Source organism: Streptomyces sp. NPDC047515 (genome assembly GCF_040643055.1).
In the GTDB taxonomy this organism is placed as follows: Bacteria; Actinomycetota; Actinomycetes; order Streptomycetales; family Streptomycetaceae; genus Streptomyces.
The window spans coordinates 192,313-206,979 of record NZ_JBEYTM010000004.1; the positions used below are offsets into that span (position 1 = coordinate 192,313).

The window sequence follows — 14,667 nt, forward strand, 5'->3', positions numbered from 1 at the left end:
GCCCGCTCGGAAGGGGAGGTCGGCCGGCGCCGGGGAAGGGGCGTCGGTCGACCGGCGAGCGGGAGAGGGCCGGACCGTACGTACGCCGCACACACGGGGGAAATCTACGGGATGTGCAGGGTGTCGGTAACTTCCCGTCACTTTAGTCCACCCTGCCATTCGATCGATTCCCGATCAATCAGCCCGGCAGCGCGTCGCCCCGGCCTCTGTTCACCCGGCCGGACCAACGACGGCAGGCTTGTGGGTTACCTCACAACAAGCCTCGTCGACGTTCTTTGTTCCTTCCCGCACCACGACGGAGCCCCTGGTGAGGGCTAACGTCATAGCCATGCCGACTTCCGCACACTCCCCCGCCGAGCCTTCCGCACCCACTGCCGACCGGGCCCGCTCCGGAGGAACGGTCACCGATCACCTTGTCGAGGCGAACACCCGGTACGCCTCCGCGTTCGAGGACCCGGGGATGGACGCCAAGCCGGTGCTGCGCGTCGCCGTGGTCGCCTGCATGGACGCCCGGCTCGACCTGCACGACGCCCTCGGCCTGTCGCTCGGCGACTGCCACACCATCCGCAACGCCGGCGGTGTGGTCACCGATGACGTCATCCGTTCGCTGACCATCAGCCAGCGAGCCCTGGGCACTCGCAGCGTCATACTGATCCACCACACGAACTGCGGCCTGGAGTCGATCACCGAGGAGTTCCGCCAGGAGCTGGAGCGGGAGGTCGGCCAGCGTCCGGTCTGGGCGGTCGAGGCGTACACGGACGCCGACCAGGACGTACGGCAGTCGATGCAGCGCGTGCGCACCTCGCCGTTCCTGCTGCACACCGACGACGTCCGCGGCTTCGTCTTCGATGTGACCAGCGGCCTGCTGCGCGAGATCCTTCCCACCTCCTGACCGCCCGGACGGTGTCCGTCCGGGCGGCCCGGGAGGGTGCCCGTCGGAGCCGATATCCCCACCCGAAGCCGACATACCGCCCCCACTTGTCCACAGGCGAGTGACACGAAGCGGTAACGGCAACAAGAATGCGCATGTGACATCTCGCCGGACGTTTCCGGAGGGGTGTCCGTGTTTCGGGGTGGGCCGGGCCGCCGCACGCGCGCCTGCCCGTGAATGGGGTATCCCCTGCTCCTGGTGAGCGTGGGGCAGGGCCGAGGAGGGCCGGGTGACGACCTATGACGATCGAGCGAGCCTCACAGATCTGACCACGACCGCGGAGCGGGTGCGCAGGTCGATGGAGAGTGTGATCGAGGGCAAGCCCGAGGTCGTACGGCTTTCGCTGACCGTGCTGCTGGCGGAGGGACATCTCCTCATCGAGGATGTCCCCGGCGTCGGCAAGACAATGCTGGCCAAGGCGCTGGCGCGGTCCATCGACTGCTCGGTGCGACGCATTCAGTTCACACCGGACCTGCTGCCTTCGGACATCACCGGTGTGTCAATCTTCGACCAGCAGCGGCGCGACTTCGAGTTCAAGCCGGGCGCGATCTTCGCGCAGATCGTGATCGGCGACGAGATCAACCGGGCCTCGCCGAAGACCCAGTCGGCGCTGCTGGAGTCGATGGAGGAACGCCAGGTCACCATCGACGGGCACACGTACGAGCTGCCCGACCCGTTCATGGTGGTGGCCACCCAGAACCCGGTCGAGATGGAAGGCACGTATCCGCTGCCCGAGGCCCAGCGCGACCGGTTCATGGCGCGGGTGTCGATCGGCTATCCGAGCGCGGAGGCCGAGCTGCAGATGCTCGATGTGCACGGCGGGCTCTCGCCGCTCGACGATCTGCAGCCGGTGGCGCACGCCCATGACGTGGTGAAGCTGATCGACGCGGTACGGACGGTCCATGTGGCCGACGCCGTGCGGCGGTACGCGGTGGAGCTTGTCGGGGCCACCCGCGGCCATCCCGATCTCAGGCTCGGCGCCTCGCCGCGAGCCACCCTGCATCTGCTGCGCGCGGCGAAGGCCTCCGCGGCGCTGAGCGGCCGGGACTACTGCCTGCCGGACGATGTGCAGGCCCTGGCGGTCGCCGTACTCGCGCACCGGCTGCTGCCGACGGCGCAGGCCCAGCTGAACCGCCGTACCGCCGAGCAGGTCGTACTGGAGATCCTCCAGCGGACACCGGTACCGACCGCCGGTGGCGGCGTCACACAGGTGCAGCCCCAACACCGGCCGGACCGTCCGATGCACGGCCGGCAGCAGCCCGGCGTACGGCGGGCGTGATGACGGCCGGGGGGCCGGCCGCCATGGACGACGGCGACGACAGAGGCGGTCTGCGGGCCGCGCTGAGCGGGCTGACCACGCGTGGGCGGTCCTTCCTCGCGGCCGGTGTCGCCGCGGCGGTCTGCGCCTATGTGCTGGGCCAGGCCGATCTGCTGCGGGTCGGGCTGCTGCTCGCCGCGCTGCCGCTGGTCTGTGTGGTGGTGCTCGTCCGCACCCGCTACCGGGTCGCGGGCACCCGGCGGCTCTCGCCGTCGCGGGTGCCCGCGGGCACGGAGGCGCGGGTCCACCTGCGGATGGAGAACGTGTCGCGGCTGCCGACCGGGTTGCTGATGCTGCAGGACCGGGTGCCCTACGTGCTCGGGCCGCGTCCCCGGTTCGTGCTGGACCGGGTCGAGGCGGGCGGCCGTCGCGAGGTGTCCTACCGGGTGCGGTCGGATCTGCGCGGGCGCTACCCACTGGGCCCGTTGCAGCTGCGGCTGAGCGATCCGTTCGGGATGTGCGAGCTGACCCGTTCGTTCAGCGCGTACGACACCCTCGTCGTCATTCCGCGGACCGAGCCGCTGCCGCCGGTACGGCTGGCGGGCGAGGCCGCGGGATACGGCGAGGGGCGGCAGCGTTCACTGGCGCTGGCCGGCGATGACGACGTGATTCCGCGCGGCTACCGGCACGGCGACGATCTGCGCCGGGTCCACTGGCGTTCCACCGCGCGCTACGGCGAGCTGATGGTGCGCCGCGAGGAGCAGCCGCAGCGGGCCAGGTGCACGGTGCTGCTGGACACCCGGCGGATCGCCTATCAGGGGACGGGGCCCGACTCCGCCTTCGAGTGGGCGGTCTCCGGGGCGGCGTCCGCGCTGGTGCACATGCTGGAGCGCGGCTTCGCGGTGCGGCTGCTGACCGACGGCGGGAACGCCGTTCCGGGCGAGAGCACAGGGGGCTTCGCCGGATCGACGCAGGAGTCCGCCGACTCCGCGGGTCTGATGATGGACACCCTGGCGGTGGTCGACCATTCCGACGGGGGTGGTCTGTCGCGCGCGTACGACGTGCTGCGCAGCGGCAACGAAGGGCTGCTGATCGCGTTCTTCGGTGATCTGGACGAGGAGCAGGCGGCGGTGGCGGCCCGGATGCGGCAGCGCAGTGGTGGCGCGGTCGCGTTCGTACTGGACAGCGCGGCCTGGACCCAGGGCGGCGCCCCGCCCACGGGGTCGGACGCGGACATCGAGCGGCGGCTGCGGCTGCTGCGCGAATCCGGCTGGACGGCGGTGGCGGTGGCGCCCGGGGCCGGTCTCGCCCGGTACTGGCAGCAGGCGGCGGGGCACCCGGGCGTGACCGCGCAGTCAACCGCCGTCGGCGGCGGCACAGGTGACACGACAGGTTTCTCCGGGGGATGGTCATGAGCGGTCGTGGTCGGCTGACGCTGTGCGCCTTCGCGGCGACGTTGATGGCGGCGGGCTCGATGCTGCCGCTGGTCGAGCCGGCCGGGTGGATTCTTCAGGCCGCGCTCCTGCTGGCGGTCCAGAGCGGGGCGGGGGTGCTCGCCCGCCGGGTGCCCATGCCCCGGATGCTGGTCGTCGCGGCGCAGACACTGGTCACCCTGGTTCTGCTCACAGTGGTCTTCGCCAAAGGGCAGGCGTTGGTCGGTGTCCTGCCGGGTCCGGAGGCCGTCCAGCGGCTCGCGGATCTGCTGACGTCGGGCGCCGAGGATGTCGGAAGGTACGCCGCTCCGGCGCCCGTGACGGACGGCATCCGGTTGATGCTGATCGGCGGTGTGCTGCTGGTCGGTCTGGTCGTGGACGCCCTCGCGGTGACGTTCCGCAGCGCCGCCCCGGCGGGTCTGCCGCTCCTCGCGCTGTACTCGGTCGCGGCGGGACTGTCCGAGGGAGGAGCGGACTGGCTCTGGTTCCTGCTCGCGGCCGGTGGCTATCTGCTGCTTCTGCTGGCCGAGGGCCGGGACCGGCTCTCCCAGTGGGGACGGGTCTTCAGTGGTGCGTCCGGGGCCCCGAGGGGTTCGGCGGTCGGTGCGGCGGTCTCCGGCGGCCGCCCGACAGCCCCGGTCCGCACCGGCCGCCGCATCGGTGCGCTGGCGCTGGGCGTCTCGCTGGTCGTGCCGGCGGCGCTGCCCGCGCTGGACGGCGGGCTGCTGACCGGTACGGGGGGCGGGAACGGCAAGGGCGGAGGCGGCGGCACCATCTCCGCGGTGAATCCCCTGGTCTCGCTGCAGAACAATCTGAACCAGCCGGAGAACCGGCAGGTGCTGTCCTACCGAACCGACTCCGGTGACCCGCAGGGCTTCTATCTGCGGATCCTGGCCCTGGACCAGTTCAACGGGAACGAGTGGCGGCCCTCCACGCGCCGTCTGCAGGACGTGCCCAAGCGGCTGCCGACCCCGGAGGGCCTGGGCCCGGACGTCCTGGTCACGGAGGTCAACTCGACCATCTCCGCGTCCCGCTCCTACCAGCAGACCTATCTGCCGCTCCCCTACCCCGCGTCCGAGGTCCGGATCGGCGGACGCTGGCGGTACGAGCCGAGGGGGCGGACGCTCGTCGGTGACGGCGGGGAGACCACCCGCGGCGCGCAGTACCGGGTCTCCAGTCTGGTGGTCCAGCCGACCGCCGATCAGCTCGCCGCCGCGGGCCCCCCGCCGGTCGCGCTGCGACGCGAGTACACCCGTGTTCCCGACTCCCTGCCGAAGGTGGTCAGGGAAACCGCGGACAAGGTGACGAAAGGCGCCGGCAACGCCTACGAGCGGGCGGTGAAGCTGCAGGACTACTTCGCCTCGGAGGGCGGTTTCAGCTACAACACCTCGGTGACCTCGGGCACCGGGAGCGCGGCGATCGGACGGTTCCTGGAGGAGAAGCAGGGCTTTTGCGTCCATTTCTCGTTCACGATGGCCGCGATGGCGCGGACGCTGGGCATTCCGGCCCGGGTCGCGGTGGGCTTCACTCCCGGCACCGAGCAGCCGGACGGCTCGGTCTCGGTCGGACTGCGCGATGCGCATGCCTGGCCGGAGCTGTATTTCGAGGGCGTCGGGTGGACCCGTTTCGAGCCCACCCCGACGCGGGGCACCGTCCCGCCCTACACCCAGCCGGACGCCCCTGCCGGTGGCGCCGTGGACCCGGTTCTGCCGGAGAGGGGCGCCTCGGCCGCCCCGACGGCCGCCCCGTCCGTCTCGGACAGCTGCCCGGCCCAGCTGCGCAAGCAGGGCGAGTGCGGTGGCCCGGCGGCGCCGGGGGTCGTGACGCCGACCGATTCCGGAACGCCTCTGGGCACCGTTCTCGGTCTGTCCCTGGTCGCCGTGGTGATCGTGATGCTGCCGTTGCTGCCGCTGCTCTGGAGGCTTCGGGTGCGCAGGCGTCGGCTGGGCTTCTCCGCCGGGCGGACGCGGGCGGACGCGACGGCCAGAACGCTGGCGGCCTGGCAGGAGATCATCGACACGGCGTGGGACCACGGCATCGAGCCGGACGACTCCCGGACGCCCCGTAAGGCGGCGGCCCGGGTGGTGCGCCTGGGTCGGCTCGAACCGGACGAGGCCGCCGCGGTGCACCGGGTGGCCGGGGCGGTGGAGCAGATGCTCTACGCCCGGGAGCCCCGGTCGGGCACCGGGCTCGCCGCGGATGTGGAGGCGGTACGGGCCGGCCTGCGGGCATCGGCCGGCCGGCTCGCCCGGATCCGCGCAGTCGCGGCACCGCGCTCGGCCATTCGGGTGATGTGGGCGGCGTCGGAACGCTGGGCAGCGTTCACCGCTGAGGGGGCGGCGCGGTTGCGCCGTGGCCCGTGGACGGGTTGGCTGCGGCGACCGTCCCGCCAGCAGGGGTGAAGGGGGGCGTGGACCGCGGTCCACGCCCCCCTGGCCCCAGTCGCCGTACGGCCGGGTGAGCGGGGGTGTCCCGGGACCCGTCCGGTTGCCTCGTCGTCCCGCTCGCCGATCCGGCCTGATCCGAACGAGAAGTCCTGGTCCCGCGTCCCCGAGCGGTCGGCCGGCTCGAAGCCTTCTCGGCCCGGTCGCGGCGGACACAGGTGAGGGGCGGTCGCGAAAACGCGACCGCCCCTCATCCAAGAGTGTCCGAGACCCTACTGCCCCTGTTCGTCACGGCGGCGCTGCCACCGCTGCTCGATCCGATTCATGACGGTCCGGCGTTGCCTGGGCCGACGGCTTCCGCCGCTGCCTCCGGCTGCCTGCTGCTGCTCGCCGGGCTTGGGGGCTTTGCGCCAACCGGTGACCGCAAGAACCGCACAGCCGAGCATGACGAGGAACCCCACCACGCTGATCCAGATCTGCTGGGCGACCATTCCGGCCATGAGGAGCGCGATACCCACCAGAAAGCCTGCGACCGCCTGGTAGACCCGTCGCCGGGTGTACGTACGCAGCCCGCTTCCCTCGAGCGCTGTCGCGAACTTGGGATCTTCGGCGTACAGCGCTCGCTCCATTTGCTCGAGCATTCGCTGCTCGTGCTCCGAGAGCGGCACGGAGTCCTCCTCGTCGTCGGCCGCGGGGGGCGACCGGTATGCGGCCCTTCCAGGATAGGCAGGGAATCGCCCCCGTGAAACCCGCCCTCTTTGCCAATCAGCCAGTCCGGGCCGCCACGACGGCTCAGCTGCTGAGGCGTTGATTCCCCAACCTCCAATCCGTCATGCCGGATGGTGTCACCCGATCATACGTGGCGAAGCCCCCGATCGGGGGTCCTGAGACGTACTCCATCTGCGGTTGCGTCCCTGATCAGCCACGCTACGGCCGAGCTACCACCGGTCGGCTGCCTCGCGCTCAGGCGCGCTTCGTGCCCAGAACGTGCAGCTGCGTCGCAACCGAGTGGAAGGCGGGCAGTTCGGCGGCAGCCGCCTCCAGCTTGAGCAGGGCCTCCATGGCACCGGGTTCGGTGTCCACCAGGACGCCCGGGACGAGGTCGGCGAAGACCCGTACGCCGTGGACCGCGCCGACCTCGACATCCGCCGCGGAGACCAGCTCCGTGAGCTGCTCCACGGTGTAACGCCGGGGCACCGGGTCCCCGTCGCCCCAGCGGCCCGCCGGGTCACTGAGCGCCTGCCTGGCCTCGGTGAAGTGCCCGGCGAGTGCCCGTGCCAGGACGGCGCCGCCGAGCCCGGCGGCGAGCAGGCTGAGCGCACCGGACGGACGCAGCGCCTCGACCGCGTTGCGCACGCCCTCGGCGGGGTCGTCCACGTACTCCAGGACTCCGTGGCACAGCACCGCGTCGTAGCCACCGCGCTCCACCACGTCGAACAGGCCGTGGATGTCGCCCTGGACGCCGCGGACCCGGTCGGCGACCCCGGCCTCGGCGGCACGGCGCTCCAGGGCGAAGAGCGCGTTGGGGCTGGGGTCGACGACGGTGACCCGATGGCCGAGGCGCGCGACCGGGACCGCGAAGTTGCCGGTGCCGCCGCCGGTGTCCAGGACATCCAGGGCGTCCCTGCCGGTCGCCTTGACCTGGTGGTCGAGGGCGTCCTTCAGGACCTCCCAGACCACGGCGGTACGGAGGGAGGCGCGGGGGCGCAGCTGGTCCGACACGGCAGATGACTCCTCGGCACGGTGCCGCCGCTGACGGCGGAGCGTGAACAGTGCAGGTGGTGCAGGTGCTGTCCACCCTATTGCCTCGCACCGCCGTCACCGTCATCGCGCGTCGGGCCGCTCCTTCCGGGCCTGCGGGAGCACCGGCTGAAGGACCAGCAACCGCTCGACCAGACGCAGGAACATCGCTACGTCCCGCAGCAGGTCGTCGGCGTCCCGCCGGCTGGCCGCGCCCGGTATACCTGCTTCCGCTCGGGCCCTGCGGCGGGCCCCGGAGGCGAACAGCGCGCTCCATTCGGTCAGCTCCGGAGCTATTTCCGGGAGGACCTCCCAGGCGCTGCGGATCCGCTCCCGGCGCCGCCTGGAGGTCTCGGGACGGCCCCGCGCGGCGAGCACGGCCGCGGCGATGCGCAGCGCGGCGAGGTGGGCGGTGGCATACCGCTCGTTCGGCACACCGAGAACGGCGGCCTCGTCGAGGCCGGTGCGGGCCTGGGCGAGCAGGTCGAGGGCGGCCGGCGGCGCCGTGGTGCGGCGCGGAACGGGATGGACGTCGCGTGCCGGACCGGTCAGTGAGGGGGCAGGGCCGGCCGCGCGGCGCCGGGGTGCCGCTGCTGCGGACGATTGGGCCATGACGAAACCTCCTGTCTCGTGCAACGGCTCCGTGGCCGTATGTATCCATCGTGAGGGGCACCACTGACAATCGGCCTCAACTGGCCTCTGGCCTGCCCTTTTGCTTCGACAGCGAGTTCGGGCTACCTTTTTGGACTGACCGGTCAGTTCAAAACAAGGGGGAGTCTGTGGACAGCCCGCACGGGGCAGCCGTCACCGCCGAGGATTTCGGGCTCAAGGGGCCGCGCGGCTGGGCCTTCCGGGGCGTGGACTTCGCGGCCGACCCCGGCTCACTGGTGGCGATCGAAGGCCTGTCCGGTTCCGGCCGCACCTGCCTGCTGCTCGCTCTCACCGGCCGGATGCGTCCCACCGAGGGCCATGCAGAGATCGGCGGGCTGCGCCTGCCCCGCAAGATGGCCGCCGTGCGGCGCCTGGCCGCATTGGGCCAGGTACCCGGGGTCAACGAACTCGACCCGGCCCTCACCGTCGCCGAGCACCTGCGCGAGCGGGCCCTGCTGCAGCACCGCTTCGACGGTTCGCTGCGCGCTCTGCTGCGCCCGCGCTCCGAGCGCGTCGCCGCAGCGCGGGGACGGATCGACACGGCCCTGGCCGCCGCCGGACTCGACACCACCACCCTGCCCAAGGCCGAGCGGACCTCCGTACGGGATCTGGAACGGCTGGAGGCGCTGCGGCTGTCCATCGCCCTCGCGCTGATCGGCGGGCCCCGGCTGCTCGCGGTGGACGACACCGACCTCAAGCTGTCCGACGCCGAACGCGCGGAGGCCTGGGAGCTGTTGCGGTCCATCGCCGACGACGGGACCACCGTGCTCGCGGTGTGCAGCCAGGCACCCGAGGGCGCCATCACCGTACGTACCGACACCACGGCCGCACCGGCGGACACGCAGGATGCCCCGGCCGAGGACACGACGACCGAGGAAGGACCGGCCGATGCGTTCGCCGAGACTGGCCGCCCTTGAGCTGAAGCGTTTCGGCAGGGGGAAGCTGCCGGTCGCCGCGCTGATTGCGCTCCTGCTGCTGCCGCTGCTCTACGGCGCCCTGTACCTGTGCTCCTTCTGGGACCCCTACGGCCGCCTCGACAAGATCCCGGTCGCGCTGGTCAACAACGACAAGGGCGTCACCGCGGACGGGAAGCGCGTCGCGGCCGGCGACGAGATCACCGGCAAGCTCCTCGATTCCAAGACCTTCGAGTGGCACGAGGTGAGTTCCGCCGAGGCGCACAAGGGCGTCGAGAACGGCACGTACTACCTCTCGCTCACCATGCCGTCGGACTTCAGCAAGCGGATCGCGTCGAGTTCGGGCGACTCCCCCGAGACCGGCGCGCTCCAGGTGCGGACCAACGACGCCAACAACTACATCGTCGGGCAGATCTCCCGGTCGGTGTTCTCCGAGGTGCGCACCGCCGCGTCGACCAACGCCTCGCGCAGCTTCCTCGACCGGATCTTCATCAACTTCTCCGACCTCCACGACGCGACGGCGAAGGCCGCCAAGGGGGCCGACGACCTCAAGGGCGGCATCGGCAAGGCGAAGAAGGGATCGCAGGACCTCGCCGACGGGCTGAAGAACGCCAAGGACGGCAGCAGCAACCTGGCCGGTGGCATCGTCAGGCTGAACAAGGGCGCGGGCGACCTGGAGACCGGCTCCCGGCAGGTCGCCGACGGCACCCAACTGCTGGCCGACAAGGTCAACGGGGTGGCGGGCGACGTACGCCCGTTCCTGAAGGACAACGGCAAGTCGATCGGCGACACCGCCCGGCTGGTCGCCGATTCCGCGCAGACCGTACGGGACAACCTCGGCCTGCTGGTGGAGGCGGCGCCGACCGCGGCCACCACCGCCCGCACGGCCTCCGACGACCTGGCCGAGGTCTACCGCACCAGTTGCACGGAGCAGTCGCCCGCCGACCCCTCCGTCTGCCCGCCGCTGAAGCGCGCGAAGACCGCGGCGGCCGATGTGTCGAAGGTCGCCGACGATGTGAACGCGCTGGTCACCAACCAGAATGGCGATCTGAGGAAGCTGCGCACCCAACTGACCACATTGCAGGAGCAGGCCGACGGCCTGGCCGAGGCCGCGCCGCATCTCGACGAGGACCTGAAGTCCGCCGTGGAGAAGGTCAACGCGCTCAACACAGGCGCCCACAAGGTCGCCAAGGGTGCGAACGAACTGCACACCGGCCTGGCCACAGCCAGGACGGGCTCGGCCGACCTGGACACCGGCGTGAGCAACCTGAAGAAGGGCGCGAACGACCTGGACAGCGGGCTGATCCGGCTCGGCGACGGTTCGACGAGCCTCGCCCAGGGGCTCAACGACGGCGTCGGCAAGATCCCCGACTACGACAAGAAGGACCGCGACGCGCGTACCGAAGTCATGGCCGACCCGGTGCAGTTGGCCTCCAAGTCGCTGCACGCGGCGCCCAACTACGGCACCGGCTTCGCCCCTTACTTCATTCCGCTCTCCCTCTGGGTCGGCGCGATGGTGGCGTACATGCTCATCCAGCCGCTCAACCGGCGGGCACTCGCCGCCGGGGCCTCCGCCTGGCGGATCGCCTTCGCGGGCTGGCTGCCGGTGGCCGCGCTCGGTCTGCTCCAGGTGGCCGCTCTGATGTCCGTACTGCACTGGGGACTCGGGCTGCAGATGACCAGGGCCGCCGGGACGATCGGCTTCCTGGCACTGGTCACCTGCTGCTTCGCCGCGATCGTGCAGTGGCTCAACGCCCGGTTCGGGGCCGCGGGGCGCATCCTCGTGCTCGCGGTGCTGATGCTCCAGCTGACCTCGGCCGGGGGTACGTATCCCGTCCAGACCAGTCCCGGGTTCTTCAACGCGATCCACCCCTATCTGCCGATGAGTTACGTCGTCGACGGGCTGCGCCGGCTGATCACGGGCGGCGGTCTCGGACCGGTCTGGCAGGGCTGTGCGGTGCTGCTGGCCTTCACGACGGGGGCGCTGGCCCTCACCGCGGTCTCCGCGCGCCGCAAGCAGGTGTGGACCCTGGACCGGCTCCACCCGGAGCTGAGCCTGTGAGCGCGCCCGGACCTGTGAGAATCGGGGGCATGGAAAGCAGTAGCACCACGCGCCGCCAGGCCACCCGGCAGAGGCTCTACGAGGCGGCCGTCACTCTCATCGCCGAAAAGGGCTTCTCGGCGACCACGGTGGACGAGATCGCCGAGCGCGCCGGGGTCGCCAAGGGCACGGTCTACTACAACTTCAAGAGCAAGACCGAGCTCTTCGAGGAGCTGCTGCGCCACGGCGTCGGGCTGCTCACGGCATCGCTGCGCTCCGCGGCCGAGGCGACCGGGGCGCGCGGCGGCACCCGGGTCGAGGCCCTGGACGCGATGATCAGGGCCGGTCTGGCCTTCATCGACCGCTATCCGTCCTTCACCCAGCTCTACGTCGCGGAGCTGTGGCGCACCAACCGGGCCTGGCAGTCGACCCTCCTGGTAGTGCGTCAGGAGGCCGTGGCCGTGGTCGAGGGGGTGCTGCGCGAGGGCGTGGACAACGGTGAGCTCAGCGAGGAGATCGACATTCCGCTGACAGCCGCGGCCCTGGTCGGGATGGTGCTCGTGGCGGCCCTGGACTGGCAGGCGTTCCAGCCGGAGCGATCGATCGACGATGTGCACTCGGCGCTGTCGCTGCTGCTGCACGGGCGGGTCAGCGGGCGCTGACCCGCGGTGCGGGGTCGGCCGGCCGTGCGTCGGCCCGTCCCCCGCGGTCCGGCCGTCCCCGCGACGACCTGGCGCACCGACGCACGGAAGGCGCCGGTCCGGCGAGGCTCGATCCCCCCGAGCCTGCGCCGGACCGGCGCCTTCCGTGCTGCCGGAGAGCCTTCCCCCGTGCCCCGTTCTCCCCCGTGGTCCCCGGGCCCTCCGTCGTGCTCCCCCGTTCCGGAAGGGGTACCGCGCCCGTTCCGCCGCCCCGTGCCGGCGGTGCCGGGCCGCGCCCCTCCCCGTGTGCTCCACTCTCCCGTCAACGCAGGTGGGAGCCCATCCGCGTACCTACTCATCTCATCGCCTAGGTACGGATACTCAGGGCTGCGCGCCGAACCCCACCCCGGCCCGCGCGCCCTCTGGTTACGATCGCCTCCGTGTCCGTACTCCCCCTGGTGTTCACAAGCGGCTGGGCGAGCGGGATCAACGCCTATGCGGTGGTCCTGTTGCTCGGTGTCTTCGGCGCGACCGGCCTCTCCGACGAGGTGCCCGCGTCGCTGCAGCGCACCGATGTCCTCGTGGTGGCCGGTGTCCTCTTCCTCTGCGAGGTGGTGGCGGACAAGATCCCGTACGTGGACTCCGTCTGGGACTCGGTGCACACCGTCGTCAGGCCGGTCGCCGGTGCCGTCGTGGCAGCCCTGCTGGCCGGGGAGAACGGTTCGCTGCCAGAGCTCGCGGCCGGTGCCATCGGTGGTTCCACCGCGCTGATGAGCCATCTGGTGAAGGCGGGCACCAGGATGGCGGTCAACAGCTCCCCCGAGCCGTTCAGCAACATCGCGGTGAGCACGGCCGAGGACCTGGGCGTCGCAGGAATCGTCACCTTCGCGATATTCCATCCGCTGGCCGCCGCCGTCATCGCCGGGACGCTGCTGCTGCTCGGCATCGTGACACTGCTCTTCCTGGCGTCCCGGATCCGCCGGTTCCTGCGCCGCAGGGGCCGGCGCCGCGAGGAGAAACGCCTGGCCGGGGCGGCTTCGCACTGGCCGCCGCCGTGAGTGTCACAGGCGGCCGTTAAGGTCACTGACATGGCACGAATTGCGGTGATCGGCGCCGGGATGGGCGCGATGGCGGCGGCTGCCCGGCTCGCCGTGGCAGGCCACCGGGTGACGGTGTACGAGCGGTCGGAGACCTTCGGCGGCTCCGTCGGCCGGCATGCCCATGAGGGCTTCGCCTTCGACACCGGTCCCACGCTGCTGCATCTGCCCGCGGTCTACCGCGACTTGTTCGTGAAGACGGGCAAGGAGCCGCTGGAGCAGTGCGTCACCCTGACCCAGGTCGATCCGGCGAGCCGCCACGTCTTCGCGGACGGCACGGCGGTCTCCCTGCCGAATACCTCACGGGCCGGGGTGGTCGCCGCCCTGGACGCCGCGCTCGGGAGCGGCGCGGGCGCGGCCTGGGGCGAGTTCCTCGACCGGGCGCGGGATGCCTGGGACCGGTCGAGGCGTCCGCTGCTCGAAGAGCCGTTGCGCGCCGACTGGCAGGTGCTCGGACGTGATCCCTATCCGGCGCTCCGGCAGCGCAGGCTGCTGCGTCCGGCCCGGCGGGCGGACACGGTGACGGAGATCGGGGCGTGGGAGCTCTCGGACCCCCGGCTCGCGGCCCTCCTCGACGGATATGCCCTGTCGTACGGACTGGACCCGCTGCGCGCGCCGGCGGCGGCCGCCCTGCTGCCGTACATGGAGGAGACCTTCGGCAGCTGGTACGTCTCCGGCGGGATCCGGGCCCTGGCGCAGGCGGTGTACGAGCGGTGTCTGGCCCGGAAGGTGGAGTTCGTCTTCGGCGGCGAGGTGGCCCGGGTCGTCGAGAAGGACGGCCGGGCGGCGGGTGTCGAGCTGGCGGACGGAACAGTCGCCGAGGCCGCCCATGTGGTGCTGGGGGGCCGTCCGCATCCGGGGCTGGTGCCCGGTCAGGAGCTGTGGCGCGACGGCGACGTGGCGGTGCAGCCGCGGCCGGGGCAGGGCGTGCTGCCGGGCCGGTTCCTGGTCCTGCTGTCGCTGCGCGGCGCCCGGCCCGCGGATGCCGTGCACCGGACGCTGGTGCACCCGGCAGACGGCGGGGCGGAGCGCGAGGCGGTGTTCGCCGGCAGGCTCGCCGACCGTCCCACGGTGACGGTGCTGCGCCCCGACGACCCGTCGACTCGCCCCGACGACGCGCACGAGGCGGTGACACTGATGGCGACGGTCGCCCCGCACGGGGCGGTGGACTGGACGGACGCGGCGTTGCGCGAGCGGTGTGCCGACGCGCTGATCGAGGCGGCCGGCGCGGTCGTGCCCGGCATACGGGAGCGGCTGCTCCATGCCGAGGTGCGGACCCCGGCCGAGACCGCGGCGGAGACCGGTGCCGAGGGCGGCTCGGTGCCCGCGCCGACGCTGGCCGGTGCGCAGGGCGCGTATCTGCACCCGGGCAATCGCACCCGACTGCCGGGGCTCTACATCGCGGGCGGCTGGTCGCACCCGGGCGGCGGGCTCGCCCACGCGGGAATGTCGGGGGCGCTGGTCGCCGGGCTGATCGTGGAGGGGGACGGGTTCCGGGGCTCCCAATGAGGCGGGGGAGGCCGACCCGCGGCGCGCCGGGGGTGCGGGTGCCTCCGGTCGCCGTCCCGCCCCCGGCC

At 71.9% G+C, this 14,667-nt stretch carries 12 protein-coding genes; 9 read left to right on the forward strand and 3 right to left on the reverse strand.

Annotated features, from left to right (window positions below):
* Positions 1 to 328 precede the first annotated feature (328 nt).
* The 4 genes from ABZ826_RS05040 (at position 329) to ABZ826_RS05055 (ending at position 6,024) form a co-directional block, all read left to right on the forward strand.
* On the forward strand, positions 329 to 892 hold the full coding sequence (locus tag ABZ826_RS05040) for a carbonic anhydrase (protein WP_361442279.1): 564 nt from the start codon (positions 329 to 331) through the stop codon (positions 890 to 892).
* A gap of 268 nt (positions 893 to 1,160) precedes the next feature.
* Positions 1,161 to 2,210, forward strand: coding sequence for a MoxR family ATPase (locus tag ABZ826_RS05045; RefSeq protein ID WP_361442282.1), 1,050 nt, complete (start codon positions 1,161 to 1,163; stop codon positions 2,208 to 2,210).
* Positions 2,210 to 3,604 carry a DUF58 domain-containing protein gene (locus ABZ826_RS05050; RefSeq protein ID WP_361442285.1) on the forward strand — a complete coding sequence of 465 codons (1,395 nt, stop codon included), beginning with the start codon at positions 2,210 to 2,212 and terminating at the stop codon, positions 3,602 to 3,604. Before ABZ826_RS05045 ends, ABZ826_RS05050 begins: the two co-directional genes overlap by 1 nt.
* The gene (locus ABZ826_RS05055; RefSeq protein WP_361442288.1) at positions 3,601 to 6,024 is read left to right on the forward strand and encodes a DUF3488 and transglutaminase-like domain-containing protein; all 2,424 of its coding nucleotides are present in this window, start codon (positions 3,601 to 3,603) and stop codon (positions 6,022 to 6,024) included. Before ABZ826_RS05050 ends, ABZ826_RS05055 begins: the two co-directional genes overlap by 4 nt.
* A 254-nt stretch (positions 6,025 to 6,278) precedes the next feature.
* On the opposite strand, the gene ABZ826_RS05060 is transcribed toward ABZ826_RS05055, so the two are convergent.
* The 3 genes from ABZ826_RS05060 to ABZ826_RS05070 all read right to left on the reverse strand — a co-directional run bounded on the left by ABZ826_RS05060 (position 6,279) and on the right by ABZ826_RS05070 (position 8,358).
* Positions 6,279 to 6,674, reverse strand: coding sequence for a DUF3040 domain-containing protein (locus ABZ826_RS05060; protein ID WP_361442291.1), 396 nt, complete (start codon positions 6,672 to 6,674; stop codon positions 6,279 to 6,281).
* 295 nt (positions 6,675 to 6,969) lie between these two features.
* Positions 6,970 to 7,728, reverse strand: a complete 759-nt coding sequence (locus ABZ826_RS05065; RefSeq protein ID WP_361442294.1) for a methyltransferase — start codon at positions 7,726 to 7,728, stop codon at positions 6,970 to 6,972.
* A 102-nt stretch (positions 7,729 to 7,830) separates the two neighbouring features.
* On the reverse strand, positions 7,831 to 8,358 hold the full coding sequence (locus ABZ826_RS05070) for an SAV_6107 family HEPN domain-containing protein (protein ID WP_361442297.1): 528 nt from the start codon (positions 8,356 to 8,358) through the stop codon (positions 7,831 to 7,833).
* A gap of 167 nt (positions 8,359 to 8,525) precedes the next feature.
* Between ABZ826_RS05070 and ABZ826_RS05075 the strand changes: the two genes are divergently transcribed.
* From ABZ826_RS05075 to ABZ826_RS05095, 5 genes are all read left to right on the forward strand, one after another.
* Positions 8,526 to 9,314 carry an ATP-binding cassette domain-containing protein gene (locus ABZ826_RS05075; protein WP_361442300.1) on the forward strand — a complete coding sequence of 263 codons (789 nt, stop codon included), beginning with the start codon at positions 8,526 to 8,528 and terminating at the stop codon, positions 9,312 to 9,314.
* Entirely contained in the window at positions 9,286 to 11,373 is a 2,088-nt protein-coding gene (locus tag ABZ826_RS05080) for a YhgE/Pip domain-containing protein (protein WP_361442303.1), read from the forward strand. The genes ABZ826_RS05075 and ABZ826_RS05080 overlap by 29 nt, the downstream gene beginning before the upstream one ends.
* A 29-nt stretch (positions 11,374 to 11,402) precedes the next feature.
* The gene (locus ABZ826_RS05085; protein ID WP_361442306.1) at positions 11,403 to 12,014 is read left to right on the forward strand and encodes a TetR/AcrR family transcriptional regulator; all 612 of its coding nucleotides are present in this window, start codon (positions 11,403 to 11,405) and stop codon (positions 12,012 to 12,014) included.
* A 419-nt stretch (positions 12,015 to 12,433) separates the two neighbouring features.
* Positions 12,434 to 13,051 carry a DUF4126 domain-containing protein gene (locus ABZ826_RS05090; protein WP_361442309.1) on the forward strand — a complete coding sequence of 206 codons (618 nt, stop codon included), beginning with the start codon at positions 12,434 to 12,436 and terminating at the stop codon, positions 13,049 to 13,051.
* Between the two features lie 30 nt (positions 13,052 to 13,081).
* A complete protein-coding gene (locus ABZ826_RS05095) occupies positions 13,082 to 14,599 on the forward strand; it encodes an NAD(P)/FAD-dependent oxidoreductase (RefSeq protein ID WP_361442312.1) in 1,518 nt (505 codons plus the stop codon).
* Positions 14,600 to 14,667 lie beyond the last annotated feature (68 nt).

What these genes read in the sequence shown, in the direction of transcription:
- ABZ826_RS05050 (WP_361442285.1), top strand. Translation starts at nt 2,210, where the DNA reads ATGACGGCCGGGGGGCCGGCCGCCATGGACGACGGCGACGACAGAGGC.
- ABZ826_RS05085 (WP_361442306.1), top strand. Translation starts at nt 11,403, where the DNA reads ATGGAAAGCAGTAGCACCACGCGCCGCCAGGCCACCCGGCAGAGGCTC.
- ABZ826_RS05040 (WP_361442279.1), top strand. Translation starts at nt 329, where the DNA reads ATGCCGACTTCCGCACACTCCCCCGCCGAGCCTTCCGCACCCACTGCC.
- ABZ826_RS05095 (WP_361442312.1), top strand. Translation starts at nt 13,082, where the DNA reads ATGGCACGAATTGCGGTGATCGGCGCCGGGATGGGCGCGATGGCGGCG.
- ABZ826_RS05055 (WP_361442288.1), top strand. Translation starts at nt 3,601, where the DNA reads ATGAGCGGTCGTGGTCGGCTGACGCTGTGCGCCTTCGCGGCGACGTTG.
- ABZ826_RS05080 (WP_361442303.1), top strand. Translation starts at nt 9,286, where the DNA reads ATGCGTTCGCCGAGACTGGCCGCCCTTGAGCTGAAGCGTTTCGGCAGG.
- ABZ826_RS05070 (WP_361442297.1), bottom strand. Translation starts at nt 8,358, where the DNA reads ATGGCCCAATCGTCCGCAGCAGCGGCACCCCGGCGCCGCGCGGCCGGC.